Source organism: Oceanobacillus sp. E9, assembly GCF_001741975.1.
GTDB lineage: Bacteria > Bacillota > Bacilli > Bacillales > Amphibacillaceae > Oceanobacillus > Oceanobacillus kimchii.
In genome coordinates this window covers 141,089-163,409 of the sequence record NZ_LSNA01000001.1, presented here as the reverse complement: position 1 = coordinate 163,409, position 22,321 = coordinate 141,089, and the positions used below count along the sequence as shown (strand labels likewise).

Below are 22,321 nucleotides of genomic sequence, written 5' to 3'. Positions count from 1 at the left end.
AGATTTTTACTATGAAAAAGATTTTAGTTACAGGAGCCCTAGGTCAAATTGGTTCCGAGTTAACAGGTATGCTCCGTCGTATCTATGGAGACGACAAAGTTATTGCAACAGATTTAAGAGAACCAGAAGGCGATTTTCAAGGGCCTTTTGAAGTAGTTGATGTAACAAATGGCGAGCAATTATTTGATGTTGCTAAAAAACATAAAGTAGACTCAGTAATGCATTTAGCCGCATTGCTTTCTGCTAAAGCAGAGGCTTTCCCTAAAATGGCTTGGGATATAAATATGGGTGGATTATTAAATGCGTTGGAGACCGCCAAAGAATTAGATTTAAAATTTTTCACACCGAGTTCTATTGGTGCGTTTGGTCCATCAACTCCTCGCGATCAAACACCACAAGATACATTGCAACGTCCGACTACAATGTATGGTGTGAATAAAGTTTCTGGAGAACTTTTATGTGATTATTATCATTCTCGTTTTGGTGTAGATACACGTGGTGTCCGCTTCCCAGGATTAATTTCATATGTAGCTCCTCCAGGAGGCGGAACAACAGACTATGCAGTAGAAATCTATTACGAAGCTATTCGTAAAGGTTCTTATGAGTCGTATATTTCAAAAGGAACGTATATGGACATGATGTATATGCCAGATGCATTAAATGCGATTGTTAAATTAATGGAAGCTAATCCAAACAAATTGGTCCACCGTAATGCATTTAATATCGCAGCAATTTCAGCTGCACCAGAAGATTTTGCTAAAGCGATTAAGAAGCATATCCCAGATTTTAAAATGTCTTATTCTGTTGACCCTATTCGTCAATCAATTGCAGATAGTTGGCCGAATTCCATATCTGCTGATGCAGCAGCGGCTGAGTGGGGATTTGAAGCCAAATATGATATCGATCGTATGACTACAGATATGTTAAGTAAAGTCCGTAAAAAAATCAATGTATAATAAAAAATAGTTTCTCTGCTTGTTAGGCCGCTTTTATTTCCTCATTAATTGGAATGAAGCGGCTTTTTTCTTATTAGTGAAAAATATTTTTGTGGTGGTGACTTGACTTACATCTGAATAGGAATGTAACTTAAATTGTTCCATAGCGTGCTCTATAAACCAAAACAGATGGAGAAATCGCAAAAAGTGGTTAACAGACGTGCTCTATAAACCAAAACAGAAGAGGAAATCGTATAAAGTAGTTAACAGACGTGTTCTATAAACCAAAACAGAAGAGGAAATCGTAAAAAGTAGTTAACAGACGTGCTCTATAAACCAAAACAGAAGAGGAAATCGCAAAAAGTGGTTAACAGACGTGAATGTAAAAAGGGTTTAATATACATGCTCTATAAACCAAAATCATTCGAAAGAGCAATCAAGGAATTTTATACTGTAATTATATTCCTAAAAACCATCTCCCAGTTAACTTCACTTGAATACATTCTTCCATTCAATCAAAAAAACACCTTCGAAATGGTACAAGCGTTACGTACAAAATCGAAGGTGTTTCATATTGTAAAATATCTCTATCTCAAAAACATTATTTTATGATGCATACATTTTTTGGATACGATCTTGTAGTTCTTTATCACGAGCGTATTCATCGTAAGAAATTTCTTTGTCGATAATGCCAGATGGTGTAATTTCAATTAAACGATTAGCGATACTATTAATAAATTCATGGTCATGTGACGTGAAAATGATAGAACCTTTAAAACGGATTAATCCATTATTTAATGATTGAATGGATTCTAAATCTAAGTGGTTTGTAGGCTCATCAAGTAATAACACATTTGCATGTGAAAGCATCATTTTAGATAGCATGCAACGAACTTTTTCCCCACCGGATAATACATTAGCTTTTTTCTTCGCTTCTTCACCAGAGAATAGCATACGTCCTAAGAACCCACGTAAGAACGTTTCTGTTTCATCCTCTGGAGAATACTGACGTAACCAATCAACTAATGGTAAATTGCTTCCTTCGAAGTACTCCGAGTTATCTTTCGGGAAGTAGGATTGGGAAGTGGTAATTCCCCATTTAAAAGAACCTTCATCCGGCTCTAATTCACCAGCAAGAATTTGCAATAACGTAGTATTGGCAATATCATTTTTACCAATTAATGCTACTTTATCATTTGGATTTAACGTAAAGTTGATGTTGTCTAAAACTTTTACACCGTTAATGGATTTAGTTAGTCCTTGTACTTGTAACAAGTCATTTCCAATTTCTCTTTCTGGTGTAAATGCAATATAAGGGTATTTACGTGAAGATGGTTTAATATCTTCTAGCGTAATATTATCTAACATTTTTTTACGTGAAGTTGCTTGCTTTGATTTAGAAGCATTTGCACTAAATCTTGCAATAAACTCTTTTAATTCATTGATTTTTTCTTCTTTCTTCTTATTCGCTTCTTGTGCCATTTTTGATGCAAGTTGGCTAGATTCATACCAAAAATCATAATTCCCAACATAAATTTGTATCTTTCCATAGTCAACATCTGCGATATGCGTACATACTTTGTTTAAAAAGTGTCGGTCATGGGATACTACAATAACTGTATTCTCAAAGTTAATAAGGAACTCTTCTAACCATTGAATTGCTTGAATATCCAAACCGTTTGTCGGCTCATCCAATAATAGGATATCTGGATTACCAAATAATGCTTGTGCAAGAAGAACTTTTACTTTTTGTTCTTCAGGAATATCTGCCATCAATTTGTCGTGAATGGACTCATCAATACCAAGACCTTTTAATAATACAGCTGCGTCGGATTCTGCTTCCCAACCATTCATCTCAGCAAAATCACCTTCAAGTTCAGCAGCACGAATTCCGTCTTCTTCAGAGAAATCTTCTTTCATATAAATCGCATCTTTTTCCTGCTTTACTTTATATAGGCGTTCATGTCCCATAAGCACAGTTTCTAAAACTGGATGTTCCTCATATGCAAAGTGATCCTGTTTTAATACAGTTAATCTCTGTCCAGGTGCCATGGATACATTACCAGATTGTGGTTCCACTTCACCGGATAGTATCTTAAGAAAAGTTGATTTACCGGCTCCATTTGCTCCAATCACTCCATAGCAATTGCCTGGTGTAAACTTTAAATTCACGTCTTCAAAAAGTTTTTTATCTCCATATCGTAAACTAACATTCGTAACGTTAATCATTATTAATTGCCTCCAGAAAAAAAGTATCAAATTCAGCTTACGTCATTTGTAGCTACAATGCAAGATAGGGCTTTAGAAATAGTTAAATTGTGTAGGCATATTTAGGTAAAGGTGCATAAATTAAAAGTAATATTATAAATATATTAAAAATTAACTTGTACAACTAGGTACTTTTGTATATAGTAATACAAAGAGATGCGTCCTAAGCAAAAGGGGGTAAGAGGAATGTGTGAAAGGACGGTATATTTACTATTTACAGACACGGGGAGTTATCTTTCGAGAGCGATAAATTTGTATACGAAAAAACCTTTAAATCATGTATCCATAGGATTTGATGAAGAATTAACCGAATTATACAGTTTTGGGAGAAAACAACCTAATAATCCGTTTATTGGTGGTTTCGTAAAGGAAGATATTAGAAATCCATTTATGCGATATTCGCCTTGTGCTATTTATCGTTTTCAAGTGTCTAATGAAGATTATCTTAGTATAAAAAAACATATAAGAGATATAGAAAATAATCAAAATATATATCGTTATAATTTTATTGGTTTGTTTGGAGTAATGCTTCATATTAGAATTAATCGAAAATCAGCATATTTCTGTTCTCAATTTGTAGCAACAGTACTACAACATATCTCATCTTTTAAGTTCCAAAAGCCTCCTTATTTTACCACACCATCTGATTTACGTGAACTACAAGGTATTGAACTATTATACGAAGGAACGTTAGATGATTACTGCGGTTTAAAAAAGAATATAGAAAAGCACTCATTATCTATTTTATAATATTATTTTATTAGAAAAAGAACCTATGTGTAGAATGTGATATAAGGGGTATAGATTATCCAAAACATAGGTTCTTTTTTATTATGTCTTATTCTGCATGTGACGTGCAGGAATATCCAGACTTCAAGATTATGATGAAGCTTAGTATATAGGAGAAGAATGTCTCCACTGTGGCTTTATAATAATCAGGCTATCCACTATCGCACGCATAAATGGTTAGTCTTCCTCATAAAGCCCTCGTAATGATTCTGAGTTTAGTTGTTGAATACCAAGTGTTTCATACGGCACATTCAATTTAAGTGCTATATTATTAGCCTCTAAGTCAATGTTTTCTACAGATACATGAAAGTTTCCTTGTATATCCATATCCGTAACTGCAACATAGATTTCTTGCTCTTCTGGGTTAATCGTAACCCATTCTGGCATTGGTAAGTATCTTCCCATATATTCCATAATTTTTTTGTTCGGAAGCTCTAATAAACCTACAGATATTGATTTTTGTTTGAGTATCAGATCTCCGTTCGGTTGGACTAGTGGTTCAAGTCTAACTGATAAAGGAACCGTGGAAGAGAATACAGGTAATTCTCCCATTAAATGTACATCTTCTTCAAGTGCTATTCGATAATGATGATTTGTCCCTTCAAGTAATTTTTCGATATATGCATTTACTAAACTATTTAAATTTTGTTTTGTTGTACGAATAATAAACTCGGAACTTTCTTGTTCATTTATATCATTTGAGGATGGGTATTCATTATTCGATACAGGCCAAAAGATGAGGGAAAGAACGATAATTATCAAAAGTATATTTAAGGTAAATAACCCTATGAAAAGTTTTTTCCACTTGTTTATCTTTTTTAGTCTTCTTAATCGTTCTCTCATTATGTTCATCCTTATCTAATTGACATATAATTTAATACTCGTTCAGCAATTCTATAATACCCTTCGTAGTTCGGGTGGAAATTGTCGTCGGCATATAGGTTAATATTATTTGTATCATTAAATAAATCTTCAATTGGTATAAAAGTACTATTTTCATATTCATCTGTAATGCTGATTCCAGTATCATTCCAGTTACTAACGATCATATCAAGCTCTTGGATGTCTTCAAAGTAATTTTTAAAAGGATTATAAATCCCTACTAAATATATATAAGAATCGGGATTAATTTCCCGGATTTCAGTGAAAATATCTTGGAGCCTTTGCTCATAATGAACTTGTTCTACTTGAAAATCATTAATATCTAAGCTTGTGATATTTTCCTTAACCACTTGCATAATGTCGTTTGCACCAATAGTTACTAAAGCAATATCTGATTCTTGAATGGCATCAATCAAATTTTGTTCATTTCGTAATCTTTCTAGCAGTTGATCTGTTCGGTTACCTCGTTTTCCGAAGTTATCAAATTCAGCACTATATCCAGTACTATTTATTGTTCTATCAAGAATGCCAACATAACCGCCTTGCTCGGTTTCATCACCAACACCCTGAGTTAATGAATCACCAACAGCAACGATTTGTGTTTCATCTGTAGATAAGAAGTTCATCGTTCCCTGAACAGCTTCATTGATAACTTTGGGGAAGGGATTTCCTGATGTTTCTTCGGCTTCTGCATTCTCATTAGCTGTTTCGTCATTCGTATTGTCTTGTTGATTGTTTGATTTATTTTGATCTACTTGTTTTTGTAGTGCTGTTTCTTTCTCTATTTGGTCGGAGGAAAGATGCTTAAATGGATCTTGAGATTGGTAGATAAATCCAATTATAATAAGAAGTACTAACGCAACCAATCCGCTATAGATCATAATCTTTTTCTTGTTTTTCATGTAATCACACCTATGCAGTTCTTTTCTTATATATTATGAATTAGTAAATGGATTTGTCTATGAAGAAGGCTGGAGTAGATGGATTTTTATAATAATAGTTTAATCCATTTATTGATAACCTAAACCAACAATTTATAGGAATAAAAGCACAAGCGACCGTTTAGCAACGTAGCGAGTGCCTCCCTGTTTTTTTAAGGATGGTTCGACAATGGTCGAACTTCCTTTTTTTCTTTAAGATAAAGGACACGGTAAGGTGACAACCGATGATGACTTTCACCCAAGGGTATAAGTGCGACCACGCCATTCGGCAGTCTTCGTAGGGCAATTTCGTGAAGTCGCCGTTGCTGGTTGATGGAGCTAGAAGTGGCCTTATCTTTCTATGAACGATAGGAATTCCCAATTTTTATACTCTTATCTTTTCAAAAAAAAAAGCCTTCATTATGGAAGGCTCCTTATCTTATATATATTTTAATACCCTTATAAAATGAAACATAAACACATTTTAGAGCTAATTATAATTTGATTGGTTGTTTCGTCTCTTGACCATTACGAAGTTGTAGTGCGATTTTTGCTGGAGATTGATTGGTTATCACAATATTATTTTTTAATTGCGCAGATTGATTATCCGATGCAAAAACAATCGTATTTGTAGGTACTACTCCTTCGATAGACGGTATTGTCTCATCAATCCAAATAGCATCAACTTCTGTATTAAGATCACTTAAAGATGTCACCGGCAATATTTCATATCCTAGTGTTTTAAGCGGTGCTATTTGATCTTGGTCTATTTGAAGCGTAGCTATTACTTTTTTTCTCACTCCATTGCTTCGATCAAATGGAGATTGAAGTAACCATTGTACTGCAACTTCCTCTTGAGATGGTTTATTTGTACGTGATTTACCAGTAGCCTTTTCAATTGCTTGGTCAAGATCAGCGATAATATCATCGATAGACTCAAGACCTACGGATAATCGTACTAATTCTTCTGTTACACCACTTAATGCTAAGTCATCTTCGTTTAATTGTTGATGAGTGGTAGATGCCGGATGAATAATGAGAGATTTGGCATCTCCTACATTTGCAACATGTGACCATAATGAAACATTATCTATTAATGTTCGACCTGCTTCTCTACCACCAGATATTCCGAAAGTAATAATAGATCCGAAGCTTTGTTTTAAATATTTACCTGCCAGTTCGTGAGATGGATGCTCTTCTAATCCTGGATAATTCACCCATTCGACAGCTGGATGTGCTTGTAAATAGTTTGCTAATTGTAATGCATTATCCGTATGTCGTTTAATGCGTAAGTGTAATGTTTCTAATCCTTGCAGTAACAGAAAGGCATTTTGTGGGCTAAGGGATGCTCCAATATCACGTAATAACTGCACTCGAAGCTTTGTAATATATGCCTCCGCACCAAGATCAACGTATTTTAACCCATTATAACTTTCATCAGGTTTTACAAAGTCCGGGAAACGTTGGTTATTCCAATCAAACCGACCACTATCGACGACAACACCACCAATGGTTGTTCCATGCCCCCCAATCCATTTAGTTGCGGAATGAACAACAATATCTGCACCCCAAGTTAATGGCTTTGTTACATAAGGTGTAGCAAAGGTATTATCAATAATTAACGGTACACCATGCTTATGTGCTACTTCAGCAACTTTTTCAACATCAAATACATAGAGGCTAGGGTTGGTTATAATTTCACCAAAAACTGCCTTTGTCTTTTCTGTAATAGCATCTTCAATTGCTTGAGGATCTGTACCATCTACAAATTTTACATTAATTCCGTAACGTGGAAGGGTATTAGCAAATAGATTGAATGTACCTCCGTATAAGTTGCTATCTGCAACAATTTCATCTCCAGAACCAGCAATATTAAGAATTGCTAACGTAATCGCAGCCATACCGGATGATGTAGCAACAGCGCCAATACCATCTTCTAGTTGAGTAATTCGTTGTTCGAAAGCATCTACAGTTGGGTTCATAATACGTGAATAAATATTTCCTGGTTCTGCTAAACCAAATAAATTTTGTGCATGTTCGGTATCTCGAAACACATAGGATGTAGTTTGATATATTGGAACTGCACGTGATCCAGTTGATGGATCTGGTTCTTGCCCACCATGAAGTAAGATAGTTTCTGCTTGTAATGATTGAAATTTAGACATCGTATTTCCTCCTTGAAATTATTATTTTTAAAGTAATAAGAGAAGGATTAAAAAAAAAGCCCCCTTCATAAGAAGAGGACTTTGTCTTTATAAAACCGAACCTCCTCTTATCTTCCAGACAATTGTCTGTAGGATTTAGCACCTTTCAATAGCAAAATTGCCACAGGTTGCCGGGTTTCGCAGGGCCTATTCCCTCCACCACTCTTGATAAGAGATTTGCTTATTAAATTGTTATAAAGTATATCTTGTTTTCTTATTGATTGTCAACAGTAAATTTATAATTATTTTAAAATTCATATAATCAATGCTTTTTCCCTCGCTTGCGGGGTAATTGTTTATATAAGCTATACATATAAATTGCTAGTGCTAACCAAATAAATAAAAATGTGATCATATGGTGAGTAGTAAAGGATTCTTTATATAGAAATACGCCAAGAAAGAACATCACAGTCGGTGCAACATACTGTAAGAATCCAACAGAAGCGAGCGGTATTCTTCTTGCCCCCGCAGCAAATAGAAGCAAAGGAATAGCAGTAACAATGCCTCCACCTATTAAAAATAGATTTTCCACGGTCAAGATAGGATTTAATGAAAATCCTTGTGCTTGAGGAGCTAACCATATATATAATAATGCAAATGGTGTCATAACAAGTGTTTCTAACGTAAGCCCAAACATTGCACTGAGATCTAGGGTCTTCTTGATGAAACCATAAATGGCGAAAGAAGCAGCTAAAAATATCGATATCCATGGGAAGATCCCATACCCTAATGTAAGATAAATTACTGCTGCTCCAGCAAGAATAAATGAGAATATCTGCGCTTTGGTTGATGGTTCTTTTAGAATGATTAATCCCAATAATATACTTAAAATTGGATTAATATAGTAGCCTAAACTAGCTTGTAGAACGTGTCCTCCGTTGACGGCAAATATAAACAAAAACCAATTTAGTGTAATTACAATCGATGCTAAGGTGATGGAAATGATTTTTTTTCGATCTTGCTTCATATGCTTTATCGTATGTACAAAAGCCCGCCATTTTCCAGACATCATTACAAGCAAAATCATAAATACACAACTCCAAATAATACGGTGTGCAAGAATAGTTCCTGCTTCAATTGTGTCAATTTGTTTCCAATAGATTGGTAGAAATCCCCAGAGTAAGTATGCACTAAATGCAAGAATCATACCTTGCTGAAATGATGATTTATTCCCCATATTTTTTCCTTCTTTCTATAAGTACATTGAGTTTTATCTAATAATAGATGGATTTTTGAAGAGAATCAATTATTTGAATTCATGATAAAGAAAACGCTTTCATAAATGTTGTAAATACTTTATTATTGTATTTGACGATGATTAATCGTCTGTAAAAACTAAATAAGACTGTACAAGAGCTTGGACGGACACGAATGCTGGTGTTCAGCTTTTTTATTATTAATTAGGGTGGAAAACCAATATAAAAGAGGGGGATTTTGGTGAAAAAAAAGTCATATAAACATATGGAAACGTCAGTTATCCATGAAGGTTACGATTCAACACAGATGCTTGGGAGCTTGACACCTCCAATATTCCAAACATCAACATATACATTTGACTCAGCAGAACAGGGGGAAGCACGGTTTGCTGCAGAAGAGGAAGGGTATATTTATTCACGTTTAGGTAATCCAACTGTACGCATTTTGGAGGAGAGGATTGCAGCATTAGAAGGTGGAGAGCGAGGATTAGCTTTTTCATCTGGGATGGCAGCCGTATCCGCTATTTTACTTGCATTAACAAAAGCCAATGATCACATTATTTGCTCTTCAGGATTATATGGCTGTACGTATGGTTTGTTATCTATGATGGAAGAAAAGTATAACATTAGAACCGATTACTCCACTATGTTATCCGAAAAGGAATTGGAAGACCAGATAACCAAAGATACTGCATTAATTTATGTAGAGACGCCCATTAATCCTACCATGCAAGTAATTGACTTAGAATTAGTTGTGAATGTAGCTAAGAAATATCGACTGCCAGTAGTAGTTGATAATACTTTTTCGTCCCCATATTTACAGCGGCCGTTAGAATTAGGATGTGATTTTGTCATTCATAGTGCTACGAAGTATATTGGGGGGCATGGTGATGTAATTGCGGGGCTTGCAGTTGGAAAAAAAGAGATAATGGATACAATTGCCTTAACTACGCAAAAAGATATTGGGGGAGTTTTGTCTCCCTTTGATGCGTGGCTATTGATTCGAGGACTAAAAACATTACCAATACGAATGGATAGACATAGTAGTAATGCAGAAAAAATAGTTCAACAACTAAAATTACACAAAGCAGTAAAAAACGTTTATTATCCTGGTGATCCTGATTTTTCTAATGTTGAGATTGCCAATAAACAAATGAAGTTCGCAGGAGGCGTCCTTGCGTTTGAAGTCAAAGGTGGAAAGAAAGAAGCGCAACAAGTGTTAAATAATCTTAACTTTATAAAAATAGCGGTTAGCTTAGGAGATGCGGAATCATTAATGGAACATCCAGCTTCTATGACACATGCCGTTATTCCGGTTGAGGAACGAGCAAAGATGGGAATAACTGAATCCTTATTAAGGCTTTCGGTTGGAATTGAAGCATGGGAAGACATTTGGGAAGATATTCAACAAGCACTTGATAACATTTAAATTGGGTATAACAATTTAAGAAGTATTCTACTGACTTAAATGTTGGTAGATACTTCTTTTTTAATGTGTATCGACTTGGGAACAATATATAAGATAAAGAGCAGTAAAGAACTTAGAGGTATTATCTAGAAAAGCAATTCTGTGCTATTATTAGAAAGTATAGTGTTTGTTTAGTTAGGGGGCAATGGCTATGGGAATAACTTCTTTGTTATTAGGACTAACATTTATTCTTAATATTGCATTAGCTATTTCTATTATTTTTCTTGAACGTAAAGACCCTACGTCCTCTTGGGCATGGGTGATGGTCCTTTTATTTATACCAATCCTCGGTTTCTTTCTTTATTTGATATTTGGAAAGCCAATTAGTAATAGGAAGATTTTTTCGTGGGATAAGAAGAGTCGGCTAGGTGTAAAAACAACAGTCCAATCTCAATTAAGGCTTTTAGAAGAAAATCAATTTGAATTTAACCAACCAGACCTTATCGAACATAAGGATCTCGTATATTTACATTTGAAAAATGATGAAGCAATTTATACGCAAAATAATGGCGTCGATATTTTTACAGATGGTCAATCGAAGTTTGATGCTTTGTTAGAGGATATTGAAAATGCGAAAAAACATGTACATATTCAATACTATATTATGCGAAGTGATGGTTTAGGAAATCGACTTGCTGATATGTTGATTAAAAAAGTAAATGAAGGTGTAGAAGTGAGAGTCCTGTACGATGATATGGGTTCAAGGTCGTTAAAAAGCAGTTATATAAAACGATTGAAAAAAGCTGGAGTGATGGTCGAAGCATTTTTTCCATCTCGATTTATAGTTAATTTTAAAATTAATTATCGAAATCACCGTAAACTAGCTATTATTGATGGATATATTGGATATTTAGGTGGCTTTAATGTAGGGGATGAATATTTAGGGATTAATAAGAAATTTGGTTATTGGAGAGATACTCATCTTCGTGTAATAGGGGATGCGGTACAAAGTATGCAAACCCGTTTTATTTTAGATTGGAATCAAGCATCGAGGGATAATATTTCATATAATGAAAGTTATTATGAAACACTTTCTGCTGGAAATGTCGGCATGCAAATTGTTACTAGTGGTCCCGATTCGGAATATGAACAAATCAAAAATGGTTATATTAAAATGATTATGGAGGCAAATGAGTATATTTATATCCAAACTCCTTATTTTATTCCGGATGAAAGCTTAAGGGATGCATTAAAAATCGCTGTATTATCTGGAGTACATGTTAAAATTATGATACCAAACAAACCCGATCATCCATTTGTGTATTGGGCGACATTATCGTATTGTGGTGATTTGATTCAAGCTGGGGCAGAAATTTTTATTTATCAGAATGGATTCTTGCATGCTAAAACAATTATTGTAGATGGTAGAATAGCTTCAGTTGGTACAGCTAATATCGATGTACGTAGTTTCCGACTTAATTTTGAAGTGAATGCATTTTTATATGACTCTGAAGTGGTGGACCGGTTATTAAATAAGTTCGATACAGATTTAGAAAAATCAACACAAATGACAATGAAACTTTATGAACAAAGATCTATAGGAATACGGTTTAAAGAATCTATTTCCAGATTGATCTCGCCTGTCTTGTAAAAATATACAACATAATGAAAAAGCATAATAGGAGTGAATTTGAATGAAAGCAAAACCTTGTTCGGCATCTCTAGCAATAAAGACGACACACGTACTTCCACCTGATACAAATCCTTACGATACATTATTTGGTGGAAAACTAATGGCACATTTAGATGATATAGCGGGAATTGCCGCTGTGAAGCATGCTAATAATCCTGTAGTAACGGCATCTACAGATTCAGTAGACTTTCTAGCACCGGTCCGAGTTGGACAATACATTTCTATCGAAGCATTTGTAACATGGACACATAAGACTTCTATGGAAGTATTTATTCGTGCGATTACAGAAGATATAAAAACAGGTAAAAGAAAAGCTTGTACAACCGCATTTATGACATTTGTAGCAATTGATGAAAATGGAAAACCGATCTCGGTTCCTCCTGTATATCCAGAAAATGATGATGAAAAGATGCTGCATGAAAGTGCACCTCTACGAGCAAATCGTCGTGAAGAGAGAAGACTTAATTCAAAAAAACTCGCAGAAACTTTTGGGACAACCTACCGTACGGAAAAATAAATAGTATAGTATTAAAAAACGGATGCAGACTTCTTCGAAGCTTGCATCCATTTTAGTGTTGTTCTAATTCATCAGCTGATACATACTGGTCAGCCCATTTCTGAATTTCTTGAATGACAGGTTCTAAATTTTTACCTTTTGGTGAAAGTGAATATTCAATACGAACAGGAAATTCGGAATAAATATTTCGTTCAACAATTCCTTCTTTTTCAAGAAGTTTTAAACGGTCAGAAAGTAACCTTCCACTGATTGGTAAATCGGCTTCCATTTCGGAAAAACGCTTTGCTCCTTTTAATAACTCAAACAAGATTAAACCGACCCATCTTGTACTTAATAATCCCATCGCTTTTTCAAAACGCGGACAAAGCTGCTGATCCATCGTGTTCACCTCAATCTATATAATTCCTAAACATTAATTACAAAAAGTAATCGTTGAATCAAGAATAACATAAACGGATATGATAGTAAATGTGACGCTATCTTATGCACGAATATAAATTTTGGCAATTTTCCGTTGAATGTGAAATAATAGAAAGGATGATAGATTATAGATAACTTTGTGGAGGTTAGACAATGATTAGTACACATACACAAGAAAAATATGCGGAATTAACATTAAAAAAAGGGGTTAATCTACAAAAAGGACAAGCAGTTATGATTAATGCTCCAATAGAAGGCGCTGATTTCACACGAATTGTTGCTCGTAAGGCTTACGAATTAGGTGCTAAAGATGTACATATTAATTGGATGGATGATGAGTTAACTTTATTAAAGTATCAGAACGCGCCGGACGAGGTCATTGAGCACTATCCAGAATGGAAAGTGAAATTGCATGATTCATTTGCAGAAGATGGTGCGGCAGTAGTCAATATTCGCGCAACTGACCCAGATTTGTTAAAAGACATAGACCCATCTAAAGTGGCTAAAGCAAATAAAGCTTCTGCCCAAGCAATGGTGAACTTCCGAAAGTATACCATGAATGATAAAATTCCTTGGACGATTATTTCAATCCCATCAAAAGCATGGGCAAAGAAAATTTTTCCTGATAAATCGGAAACGGATGCAGTGGAAAGTTTATGGGAAGCAATATTAAAGATTGTTCGAGTAGATCAGGAAGATCCGGTTGCAGCATGGGATCAGCACAATGAAACATTGAAGACAGCTCGTGAAGTTTTAAATGATAAAGAATACAAAAAGTTAATTTTTAAAGCGCCAGGAACAGATTTAGAGATGGAGCTACCTGATGGCCATATATGGAAAGGTGGATCTGCAGAAGCAGAAACAGGAGTTAGTTTTAATCCAAATATGCCTACTGAGGAAGTGTTTTCTCTACCACATAAATATGGTGTAAATGGAACGGTTTCTAGTACAAAGCCATTAAATTATGGCGGAAGTTTAATTGATAATTTTACATTAACTTTTAAAGATGGAAAAGTTGTTGATTTTAAAGCAGAGCAAGGAGAAGCTGTTTTAAAACATTTGCTAGATTCGGATGAAGGAGCACTACGTTTAGGAGAAATAGCGTTAGTACCACATGAATCACCAGTATCTCAATCAGGATTAATCTTCTATAATACATTATTTGATGAAAATGCGTCTTGTCATATAGCTTTAGGTAAAGCATATCCAACAAACTTAAAAGGCGGTTCTTCAATGGATTTGGATGAATTAGATAAGCATGGTGTAAACGATAGTCTTATTCATGTTGACTTTATGATTGGCTCTGAACAAATGGATATTGATGGTGTAAAAGCAGATGGTACGACGGAGCCTGTATTTAGAAACGGAACATGGGCACTTAATATTAAAGGATAATCATTGAGTACCAAAACAATAGGTTTTACCTTACTTAAACATAGTATTGAAGGTTAGAAAAATAGGCGATTTCCTTGGATATGGCTCAACCATTCGACTTGTGCTTTTCCCAAAGAAGTCGCCTATTTATCTTATTCACATTACAGCAGCTTAATTCTAAGCCTTAATTATACTTCAAATAGATCATTTTTAATGAGAGCGGCTTTGATTTTCGTGTAACTCAATTCTTCAGATAGTGCTTCTTTAATAGGTTTCAATTTAGACTCTCCTATTTCTTCATACGTTGCAAGTATTGCTTGTTCTTCTTTATCAGAAAGGAAAAAACTCCATGATAAAGGATAACCTTCTTTACCAGCTTTAAATAAATGTGTCTCTACCGTTGTTTCTGATAGTTCACGTATAGAGGCAATTTCAGGAATCGTTTTGCCACTATAAAATAATTGATGGCTTATAATATGAGAAGGTCGATCGTCTTTTATTGTTTGTACGTTTCTCGTAGAACGGTTAATTGGAATTGGTTGCTTTATAGTAGGATTATTTTCTTTCCAATTAAGGATGATTTCTAAGAAATCCTCACCATATTGATCCCATTTTTTCTCTCCAACACCTTTTATAGATAACATGTCTTCTTTATTAGTAGGGAAATATCTTGCCATATCTTTTAAAGATGTATCAGAGAATAAAACATATGGAGGTAGTTCTAATTGCTGGGCAAGTTCCTTACGTTTATTGCGTAATTCCTCGAATAAAGAGGTATTATAATCGACAGATTCATTAGTTGGGATAGGACTAGAAAACATGGTAACTTTACGTTTTCCCTTCAGCACCTCAACAGAATTCTTGTTTAGTTTTAATAAGGGGAATCTGCCTTCTTCTATGGATAAAAGGTTTTCAGCAATTAAGAAATGAATTTGTTCCGTTATTTGTTTTTCTGTGTACTTAGCCATAATGCCATAAGTAGTAAGTTTTTGAAGTCGGAATCCCATAATCTTTTTATCTTTAGAGCCTTTAAGTACCTTCGAAGTGATGCTAACTCCAAATCGTTCTTCCAACCGTTTTACACATGAAAGAATCATTTGCGCTTCTTCTGTTATATCTAATTTTTCTTTGCGTTCGGTACAATTACTACAACGATTACACGTAGCTGATGCATTATCCTGCTCAGACTGGAAATAATCTAAAATATACAAATTTAAACAGCTGTGCGTATGACAGTAATTCGTCATAGATTGAAGTTTTCTATATTCCTTTTGTTGTGCTTCTTCCTCCATATCGGATTGTTCAATTAAAAATTTTTGTAATTGTACATCCTGTGGAGAATAGAGCAAAATACAATCGCTTGGTTCTCCATCTCTACCAGACCTACCAGCTTCTTGGTAGTAAGACTCAATGTTCATTGGCATCGCGTAATGGATAACAAAACGCACATTAGACTTATCAATACCCATTCCAAATGCATTTGTAGCGACCATAATGGTAGTTTTATCATGAATAAAAGACATTTGTTCTTCTTGTCGTTCTTTCTCGGATAATCCAGCATGGTATTTGGATACATGATAACCTGCTTTATGTAATAATTCATAGATACTATCTACTTGTTTGCGGGTAGCAGCATATATAATCCCTGATTCATCTTGATGTTCTTTTAAATAGGAATGAATATAATCTTGTTTGTTCTTTCCTTTAACCAAATGGAAGGAAAGATTTTTGCGTTCAAAGCCTGTATGTACAGTATGTTCATCGGATATATGTAAAAGTTGTTGTATATCACGAATGACTTCTTTTGTAGCGGTAGCAGTTAATGCCATTATTACAGGAATATGTGGTAAACGTGTGATATTAGGAATAATTGAACGATAACTTGGTCTAAAATCGTGTCCCCATTGTGAAATACAATGTGCTTCATCAAACGCTATTAATGAAAGATAAGTTCGTTTAATCGCTTGTATAAAATAATCAGACTCAAATCTTTCCGGAGCCACATAGACAAAATCATATTTGCCGGCTTGCATGCCGTAAAGCCGTTTGTTTTGTTCTTGCGTAGAAATCGAACTATTAATGTATGTTGCGGAAATTCCAAGAGCTTCTAAAGCATCCACTTGATCTTTCATTAGGGAAATAAGCGGAGATATGATAATAGAAGTACCATTCATTGATAATCCTGGTATTTGATAACATATTGATTTCCCGCCACCTGTTGGCATAATCGCTAAAGTGTTTTGATGCTGAATAACGGAAGAAATTGCTGCATCTTGACCAGGTCGGAATTGTTGATAGCCGAAATATTTTTCTAATAGTTGCACTTGTTCTTGCATGTTTTCCGACTCCTTTATAAAAAAGTATATCTATAACCTATCGTAGAACTTGTAATGAAGAAAGTAAAGTTTTCTATGTTTAGAAAGAACTTTAATACACAAGACTGATTTAAACCAGTTTACATTATCTAAATAAATCGTCCGCGCTAAATTTATTTACATATCATCCCGACATATATAAAATGTTTTTATATCAAAAAAGAAAAAAGGAGGGTAATGTATGGTTCCTTCTCTATTATTTGAAATAATGTTAATCGGAGTGCTTGGTATAGCATCTCAATGGATTGCATGGCGCTACCGATTACCTGCCATCGTCGTAATGTCGGTTACAGGGTTAGCGGTTGGTCCAATATTTGGAGTTATTAATCCAGAAGAGGATTTTGGAGCGCTTTATAGTCCACTCATCTCAGCTGCTGTAGCAATTATACTATTTGAAGGTAGTTTGAATTTAAGCTTTAAAGAGTTGCGTGGAATAGGAAGGCCTGTATTTCGCATATCCACGATTGGAGCCTTTATTGCATGGATACTAGGGTCGTTAACGGCTCATTATATAGCTGGTCTATCTTGGGCAGTAGCGTTTGTCATTGGTGGTTTATTTGTTGTAACAGGTCCAACTGTTATAATGCCACTACTCCGTCAAGCGAAATTGAAAGCTCGTCCTGCTAAGATTTTAAAATGGGAAGGGATTATTGTAGACCCGATTGGTGCACTTTTAGCAGTGTTTGCATTTGAAATTATCACCTTTTTAACGGCAGCAAACCCTGATGCAATGCAATTAGTATTGTTCTTCGCAGCTTCGTTGTTTGCTGTGTTCATCGGCTACGTGCTTGGTAAAGGACTTGGATGGATGTTTGAAATGGGACATATCCCTGAATTTCTAAAATCACCTGCAATTGTAGTTGTCGTCCTCCTATGCTTTACGCTTGCAGATGAAGTAATGCATGAAACAGGATTACTGTCTGTAACAGCAATGGGTATAACGTTAGCAAATATGGGAATTAGTTCAATTTCTGATATGCGTCATTTTAAAGAAAATATATCCGTTTTACTTATTTCGACTATATTTATCATGTTAACTGCTTCATTAGACAGGGAAACCATTATGCAAATATTTAGTCCAAATATTATCTTATATGTTCTTCTTATGATGTTTGCAGTTCGTCCATTGTCTATATTCTTATCGACTATTGGAACCGGCCTAAGTTTAAATGAAAAGACACTACTTGGCTGGATTGCGCCACGTGGAATTGTTGCATTAACGGTATCAGGTTATTTTGCAAATGTGCTAAGCGATTCAGGATACGAGGATGCTTCTATTCTAACAGCACTTACGTTTGCACTTGTTATATTTACCGTTGTTGCACATGGATTTTCTATTGGTTGGTTATCGAAAAAACTTGGATTATCAAATGAAGGAAATCCAGGAGCTTTAATTGTTGGGAGTAACCCATTTACCATTGAACTTGCAAAATCCCTAGGAGAGGCAAAGTACCCAGCAATTATTGTAAGTTCTTCCTGGGAAGATCTAGCTCCAGCCCGAAGTGCCGGATTACATGTTTATCACGGTAGTATGCTATCAGAACAAACAGAGCATCATCTCGATACGATACCTTATGAGTATTTACTAACCGTAACAAATGATCATGCATATAACTCTCTTATCTGTACAACGTTTATGCCTGAATATGGAAGGACAAATGTATTTAAAGTTAGTCCTTATACGCATTTTGAAGATGGTTACTCTACTGGAGTGGTATCGAAAGTAGGCGGGCGAATTTTATTTAATAAAAAGTTCTCATTAGAAGAACTCGTGGAGAAGGTAGAAGATGGATTTACGGTAAGAAGAACAACTTTATCGGAGCAATTTACATTCGATCACTATAAGGAAAAGAAAGATCCAGATACGGTATTCTTATTTTTAATTAAACCTTCTGGACAACTTAAGTTCTTCTCTGAAGAGATGCGAACTGTTCCAGTATCAGGTGACGTGATTGTTAGTCTAACAAAGCAGAGTAATGATTAAATATAAACTCCTTAGGGAAAGCCAATATTTGGTTATCCTAAGGAGTTTTTAATTTTGATATTCATTAATATTAGCTAACATTAAAGTAGAAAGAAAAAGAGCTGCCAAAGATAGGCAGCTCGTAAGTTAATTCGTCGGAAGTTCATCTAGTTGACGATTAACTTCGGCAATTTCATTTTCTAAACGGATTAATTGTTCTTCTGCAGAGGATACTCTTCCTTTTACGTACTCTAACTTATCCAGGTCACTTTGAATTCGTACATAATCTGATTTAAGTTCATCTAGTTTTGCCTCAAGTTCTTGACGAGTGTTCAAATGGAACTTCCCCTTTCCTAAATAAGCGCGTCTTGTTTTTCTTTTTTGGATTTGACATACGTCTGATAAAAATGAATTGCTATCGTTCTAAATACTGCATAAATCGGTACGGCAAATAGAATTCCAATAAATCCTGCAATGCTACCCGCTGCTAAAATGGTTGTAATAACCGTTAATGGATGTAGATTTAATACCTGTCCCATTACATTCGGTGAAATCAGTGTACTTTCAATTTGCTGTGCGACTAACATAATAATAGCTACCCACAAAAGGTTCATAGGGTCTTGGAATGCTCCAACGAGTAAAGCTGGTATCACGGCAATGTATGGTCCTAAAAATGGAATTACATTCATCAACATTCCAAATAATGCTAGAATGACTGAATATTGTAATCCAATAATCAAATATCCAATTAATAGTAATATACCTACAGCTAAACTCACTAATAATTGACCTTGAATAAACGATGTTAACACTTTATCAATTTTATTAAGTAGGCTTTGAATATTTTTTGCTTTCTTTTCACTAAATAATTGAGTGATAAATGGAACTAATTTATGCCCATCCTTTAACATAAAGAATAAGAAAAATGGAATAAGGATTACACCTAGTACAATGCTAACAAGCTGCCCAATAAATGCTCCTAAAAATCCAAAAATATTACTTGTTGCATTTTCTAGATACGCAGGAATATCTTGTGCAAAATCATTGATTGCAGAGATCACTTGATCCGGAATACTGGAGTAATTTTGCTGCCAGTAGGAAATAAAATCTTCTACCATTTTAATCATACCAGGAATGCTATCAATTAATCGATTGGCTTGATCACGAGCGATTGGCCAGATGAATAAAACAAACAACGCAATCACAGATATAATTAACAGAAACACAATTACGATGGAGAGGATTTTAGGAACTTTTCGTTTCACTAAAAAATTCATTACAGGTTTGGTTAGATAATATAAAATTCCTGCACCTATAATAGGAAGGGCTACTGCACCAATTAATTGCAGTAAAGGTGTGAAAATAAAACTTGTCTGCGAAATTAACAGAATCAGCAGAAACAAGAGTATAAAGAACATTAACACTTGAAACCATCGCTTGTGCGACATAACATCACTACTTTCTATATCGTCTATGATTAGTATTATTTTACATCTTTTTACATGGATTAGAAAGATTATTTTCTTATTATCTAGTAATTACCGATTTTAAATAACACTAAACGAGAGTAATAGTAATAGCTGCAAAAGTATGCTAAAATTTTTGCATATCGTCATTTGGGAGGATACGCCTGTGAAGAACTGGGAAAAAATGTTTGAAAAGTGGAATATGTTTACAACATTAGATGAATCATTAAAATCAAATTTAAATAAACTAAAGAATGATAAGGATGCGTTGAAAGATGCTTTTTATCAAGAATTATCGTTTGGTACAGCGGGGATGCGAGGAATTCTTGGAGCGGGAACCAATCGTATGAATATTTATACAGTAAGAAAAGCAGTTAATGGACTTGCAGATTATTTGTTAACTAATCGTAGTGATGCAAAAAATCGAGGTATTGTTATTGCTTATGATTCTCGGTATATGTCTAAAGAATTTGCAATTGAATCCGCTAAAGTATTGGGATACTACGGCATACATACATATGTATTTGAATCTTTACGACCAACTCCTTTATTATCTTTTGCAGTCCGCCACTTAAATACTGCAGCAGGGATTATGATTACTGCTAGTCATAATCCACCCGAATATAATGGATTTAAAGTCTATAATGAACATGGATCGCAAATTGTTCCATCAGAAGCGCAGTTGATTGTAGAATCAATACAGCAAACGGAAGATGAATTAACAGTTCCGACATTAGAGCAAGCACAAGTAGAAGAACAAGGAAAGTTAACGTGGTTAAGCGATGAAGTAGATATTGCTTATTTGGAAAAATTACATGAAATAACTCAACTATCAACAGAAGAACAGCAAAATGACAAGGATTTACAGGTCGTATTTACGCCATTACATGGTACTGCGTATGATTTAGTAACAAAAGGACTTCAACAGCTTCACTTCTCTAAAGTGGCTGTTGTCGAAGAGCAAGCCCAACCCGATCCAGAGTTTTCAACGGTCAAATCACCGAATCCAGAAGAGCATCAAGCATTTTCCAAAGCTATTGATTTAGGAAAACAAACAAACGCCGATATTTTATTAGGTACGGATCCAGATGCAGATCGCCTTGGTGTAGCAGTGAAAAATTCAGATGATGAATATCAAGTGCTAACTGGTAATCAACTTGGTGTACTATTATTCGATTATATCGTTAAGCACATTGATAAGACTAAAACGGTGAAACCTCGTATGATTAAAACAGTTGTAACAACAGAAATGGGACGTGCAATTGCGGAAGCAAACCAAGTAGGGTCAATTGATACTTTGACAGGCTTTAAATATATTGGGGAAAAGATCAACCAATACGATATGACAGGCGAAACTTTCCTATTTGGATTTGAAGAAAGCTACGGGTATTTAATCAGTAGCTTTGCACGGGATAAAGATGCTGTACAGGCAGCAATGATGGCAACTGAAATGGCATATTATTGGAAGAAGGAAGGAAAAACATTATTTGATGCATTAGATTTACTATATGAAAAATATGGATACTATCTAGAGGGCATGACTTCTTTAACATTGAAAGGACAAGAAGGTTCGGAACAAATAGAGGAGATATTAACCTCGATTAGAGAAAGCCCTTTCGTTGAAATTGGCGGAATGCAGGTGACTACTATCGAAGACTACTCTAGTTCTATCCGTACTTTAACTTTAGAGGAAAAGCAAGAAACCATTACACTGCCAAAAGAAAATATGATTAAGTATTTGTTACAAGATGATGGTTGGGTATGTTTCCGTCCATCTGGGACGGAACCGAAAATTAAATATTATTATGGTGTACGTGGAACAAATGCAGAAGATAGTCACCAACGTTTATTGGCGCTTAAAGAATCATTGGAAGAGCGAGTTAATGGTATTATTGATTAATTGTAGGTTTA

General features: G+C 34.9%; 17 protein-coding genes and 1 riboswitch. Of the genes, 8 read left to right on the top strand and 9 right to left on the bottom strand.

Annotation, left to right across the window (positions count from 1 at the left end; genetic code table 11):
- The first annotated feature begins 11 nt into the window (after positions 1 to 11).
- Complete coding sequence (locus tag AQ616_RS00705) at positions 12 to 956, top strand: NAD-dependent epimerase/dehydratase family protein (RefSeq protein ID WP_017798273.1); 945 nt, start codon at positions 12 to 14, stop codon at positions 954 to 956.
- Between the two features lie 585 nt (positions 957 to 1,541).
- Here AQ616_RS00705 and AQ616_RS00695 read toward each other — a convergent pair.
- Entirely contained in the window at positions 1,542 to 3,164 is a 1,623-nt protein-coding gene (locus AQ616_RS00695; RefSeq protein ID WP_017798271.1) for an ABC-F family ATP-binding cassette domain-containing protein, read from the bottom strand.
- Positions 3,165 to 3,389: 225 nt separating this feature from the next.
- Here AQ616_RS00695 and AQ616_RS00690 point away from each other — a divergent pair, with 225 nt between their 5' ends.
- Complete coding sequence (locus AQ616_RS00690) at positions 3,390 to 3,953, top strand: hypothetical protein (protein ID WP_017798270.1); 564 nt, start codon at positions 3,390 to 3,392, stop codon at positions 3,951 to 3,953.
- Positions 3,954 to 4,169: 216 nt separating this feature from the next.
- Here AQ616_RS00690 and AQ616_RS00685 read toward each other — a convergent pair whose 3' ends face one another.
- The 4 genes from AQ616_RS00685 to rarD form a co-directional block, all read right to left on the bottom strand.
- Positions 4,170 to 4,835 carry a YpmS family protein gene (locus AQ616_RS00685; RefSeq protein ID WP_017798269.1) on the bottom strand — a complete coding sequence of 222 codons (666 nt, stop codon included), beginning with the start codon at positions 4,833 to 4,835 and terminating at the stop codon, positions 4,170 to 4,172.
- 11 nt (positions 4,836 to 4,846) lie between these two features.
- Positions 4,847 to 5,776 (bottom strand): SGNH/GDSL hydrolase family protein, encoded by a 930-nt coding sequence (locus tag AQ616_RS00680; protein ID WP_069684770.1) that lies wholly within the window; start codon positions 5,774 to 5,776, stop codon positions 4,847 to 4,849.
- 512 nt (positions 5,777 to 6,288) lie between these two features.
- Positions 6,289 to 7,959 carry an O-acetylhomoserine aminocarboxypropyltransferase/cysteine synthase family protein gene (locus tag AQ616_RS00675; RefSeq protein ID WP_017798267.1) on the bottom strand — a complete coding sequence of 557 codons (1,671 nt, stop codon included), beginning with the start codon at positions 7,957 to 7,959 and terminating at the stop codon, positions 6,289 to 6,291.
- A 104-nt stretch (positions 7,960 to 8,063) separates the two neighbouring features.
- Positions 8,064 to 8,173: riboswitch (SAM riboswitch) on the bottom strand.
- A gap of 87 nt (positions 8,174 to 8,260) precedes the next feature.
- Positions 8,261 to 9,175 carry an EamA family transporter RarD gene (gene rarD, locus AQ616_RS00670; protein ID WP_069684769.1) on the bottom strand — a complete coding sequence of 305 codons (915 nt, stop codon included), beginning with the start codon at positions 9,173 to 9,175 and terminating at the stop codon, positions 8,261 to 8,263.
- A gap of 284 nt (positions 9,176 to 9,459) precedes the next feature.
- Here rarD and megL point away from each other — a divergent pair, with 284 nt between their 5' ends.
- The 3 genes from megL to AQ616_RS00655 all read left to right on the top strand — a co-directional run bounded on the left by megL (position 9,460) and on the right by AQ616_RS00655 (position 12,812).
- Entirely contained in the window at positions 9,460 to 10,623 is a 1,164-nt protein-coding gene (gene megL, locus AQ616_RS00665; protein WP_069685078.1) for a methionine gamma-lyase, read from the top strand.
- A gap of 190 nt (positions 10,624 to 10,813) precedes the next feature.
- Positions 10,814 to 12,253 carry a cardiolipin synthase gene (gene cls, locus AQ616_RS00660; RefSeq protein WP_017798264.1) on the top strand — a complete coding sequence of 480 codons (1,440 nt, stop codon included), beginning with the start codon at positions 10,814 to 10,816 and terminating at the stop codon, positions 12,251 to 12,253.
- Positions 12,254 to 12,296: 43 nt separating this feature from the next.
- Positions 12,297 to 12,812, top strand: a complete 516-nt coding sequence (locus AQ616_RS00655; RefSeq protein ID WP_017798263.1) for an acyl-CoA thioesterase — start codon at positions 12,297 to 12,299, stop codon at positions 12,810 to 12,812.
- Between the two features lie 52 nt (positions 12,813 to 12,864).
- On the opposite strand, the gene AQ616_RS00650 is transcribed toward AQ616_RS00655, so the two are convergent.
- On the bottom strand, positions 12,865 to 13,191 hold the full coding sequence (locus AQ616_RS00650; protein WP_069684768.1) for a winged helix-turn-helix transcriptional regulator: 327 nt from the start codon (positions 13,189 to 13,191) through the stop codon (positions 12,865 to 12,867).
- A 194-nt stretch (positions 13,192 to 13,385) separates the two neighbouring features.
- Here AQ616_RS00650 and AQ616_RS00645 point away from each other — a divergent pair, with 194 nt between their 5' ends.
- Positions 13,386 to 14,627: an aminopeptidase gene (locus AQ616_RS00645; RefSeq protein ID WP_017798261.1), complete on the top strand. Its 1,242-nt coding sequence runs from the start codon at positions 13,386 to 13,388 to the stop codon at positions 14,625 to 14,627.
- Positions 14,628 to 14,794: 167 nt separating this feature from the next.
- On the opposite strand, the gene recQ is transcribed toward AQ616_RS00645, so the two are convergent.
- Positions 14,795 to 16,942, bottom strand: coding sequence for a DNA helicase RecQ (recQ, locus tag AQ616_RS00640; protein ID WP_017798260.1), 2,148 nt, complete (start codon positions 16,940 to 16,942; stop codon positions 14,795 to 14,797).
- Positions 16,943 to 17,162: 220 nt separating this feature from the next.
- On the opposite strand from recQ, the gene AQ616_RS00635 reads away from it, so the two are divergent.
- A complete protein-coding gene (locus AQ616_RS00635) occupies positions 17,163 to 18,965 on the top strand; it encodes a cation:proton antiporter (RefSeq protein WP_017798259.1) in 1,803 nt (600 codons plus the stop codon).
- A 126-nt stretch (positions 18,966 to 19,091) separates the two neighbouring features.
- Here the strand turns inward: AQ616_RS00635 and AQ616_RS00630 are convergent, their stop codons facing one another.
- Positions 19,092 to 19,280 (bottom strand): SE1832 family protein, encoded by a 189-nt coding sequence (locus tag AQ616_RS00630; RefSeq protein ID WP_017798258.1) that lies wholly within the window; start codon positions 19,278 to 19,280, stop codon positions 19,092 to 19,094.
- A gap of 17 nt (positions 19,281 to 19,297) precedes the next feature.
- Positions 19,298 to 20,392 (bottom strand): AI-2E family transporter, encoded by a 1,095-nt coding sequence (locus AQ616_RS00625; RefSeq protein ID WP_069684767.1) that lies wholly within the window; start codon positions 20,390 to 20,392, stop codon positions 19,298 to 19,300.
- Positions 20,393 to 20,576: 184 nt separating this feature from the next.
- Here AQ616_RS00625 and AQ616_RS00620 point away from each other — a divergent pair, with 184 nt between their 5' ends.
- The gene (locus tag AQ616_RS00620) at positions 20,577 to 22,310 is read left to right on the top strand and encodes a phospho-sugar mutase (protein ID WP_077596979.1); all 1,734 of its coding nucleotides are present in this window, start codon (positions 20,577 to 20,579) and stop codon (positions 22,308 to 22,310) included.
- Positions 22,311 to 22,321 lie beyond the last annotated feature (11 nt).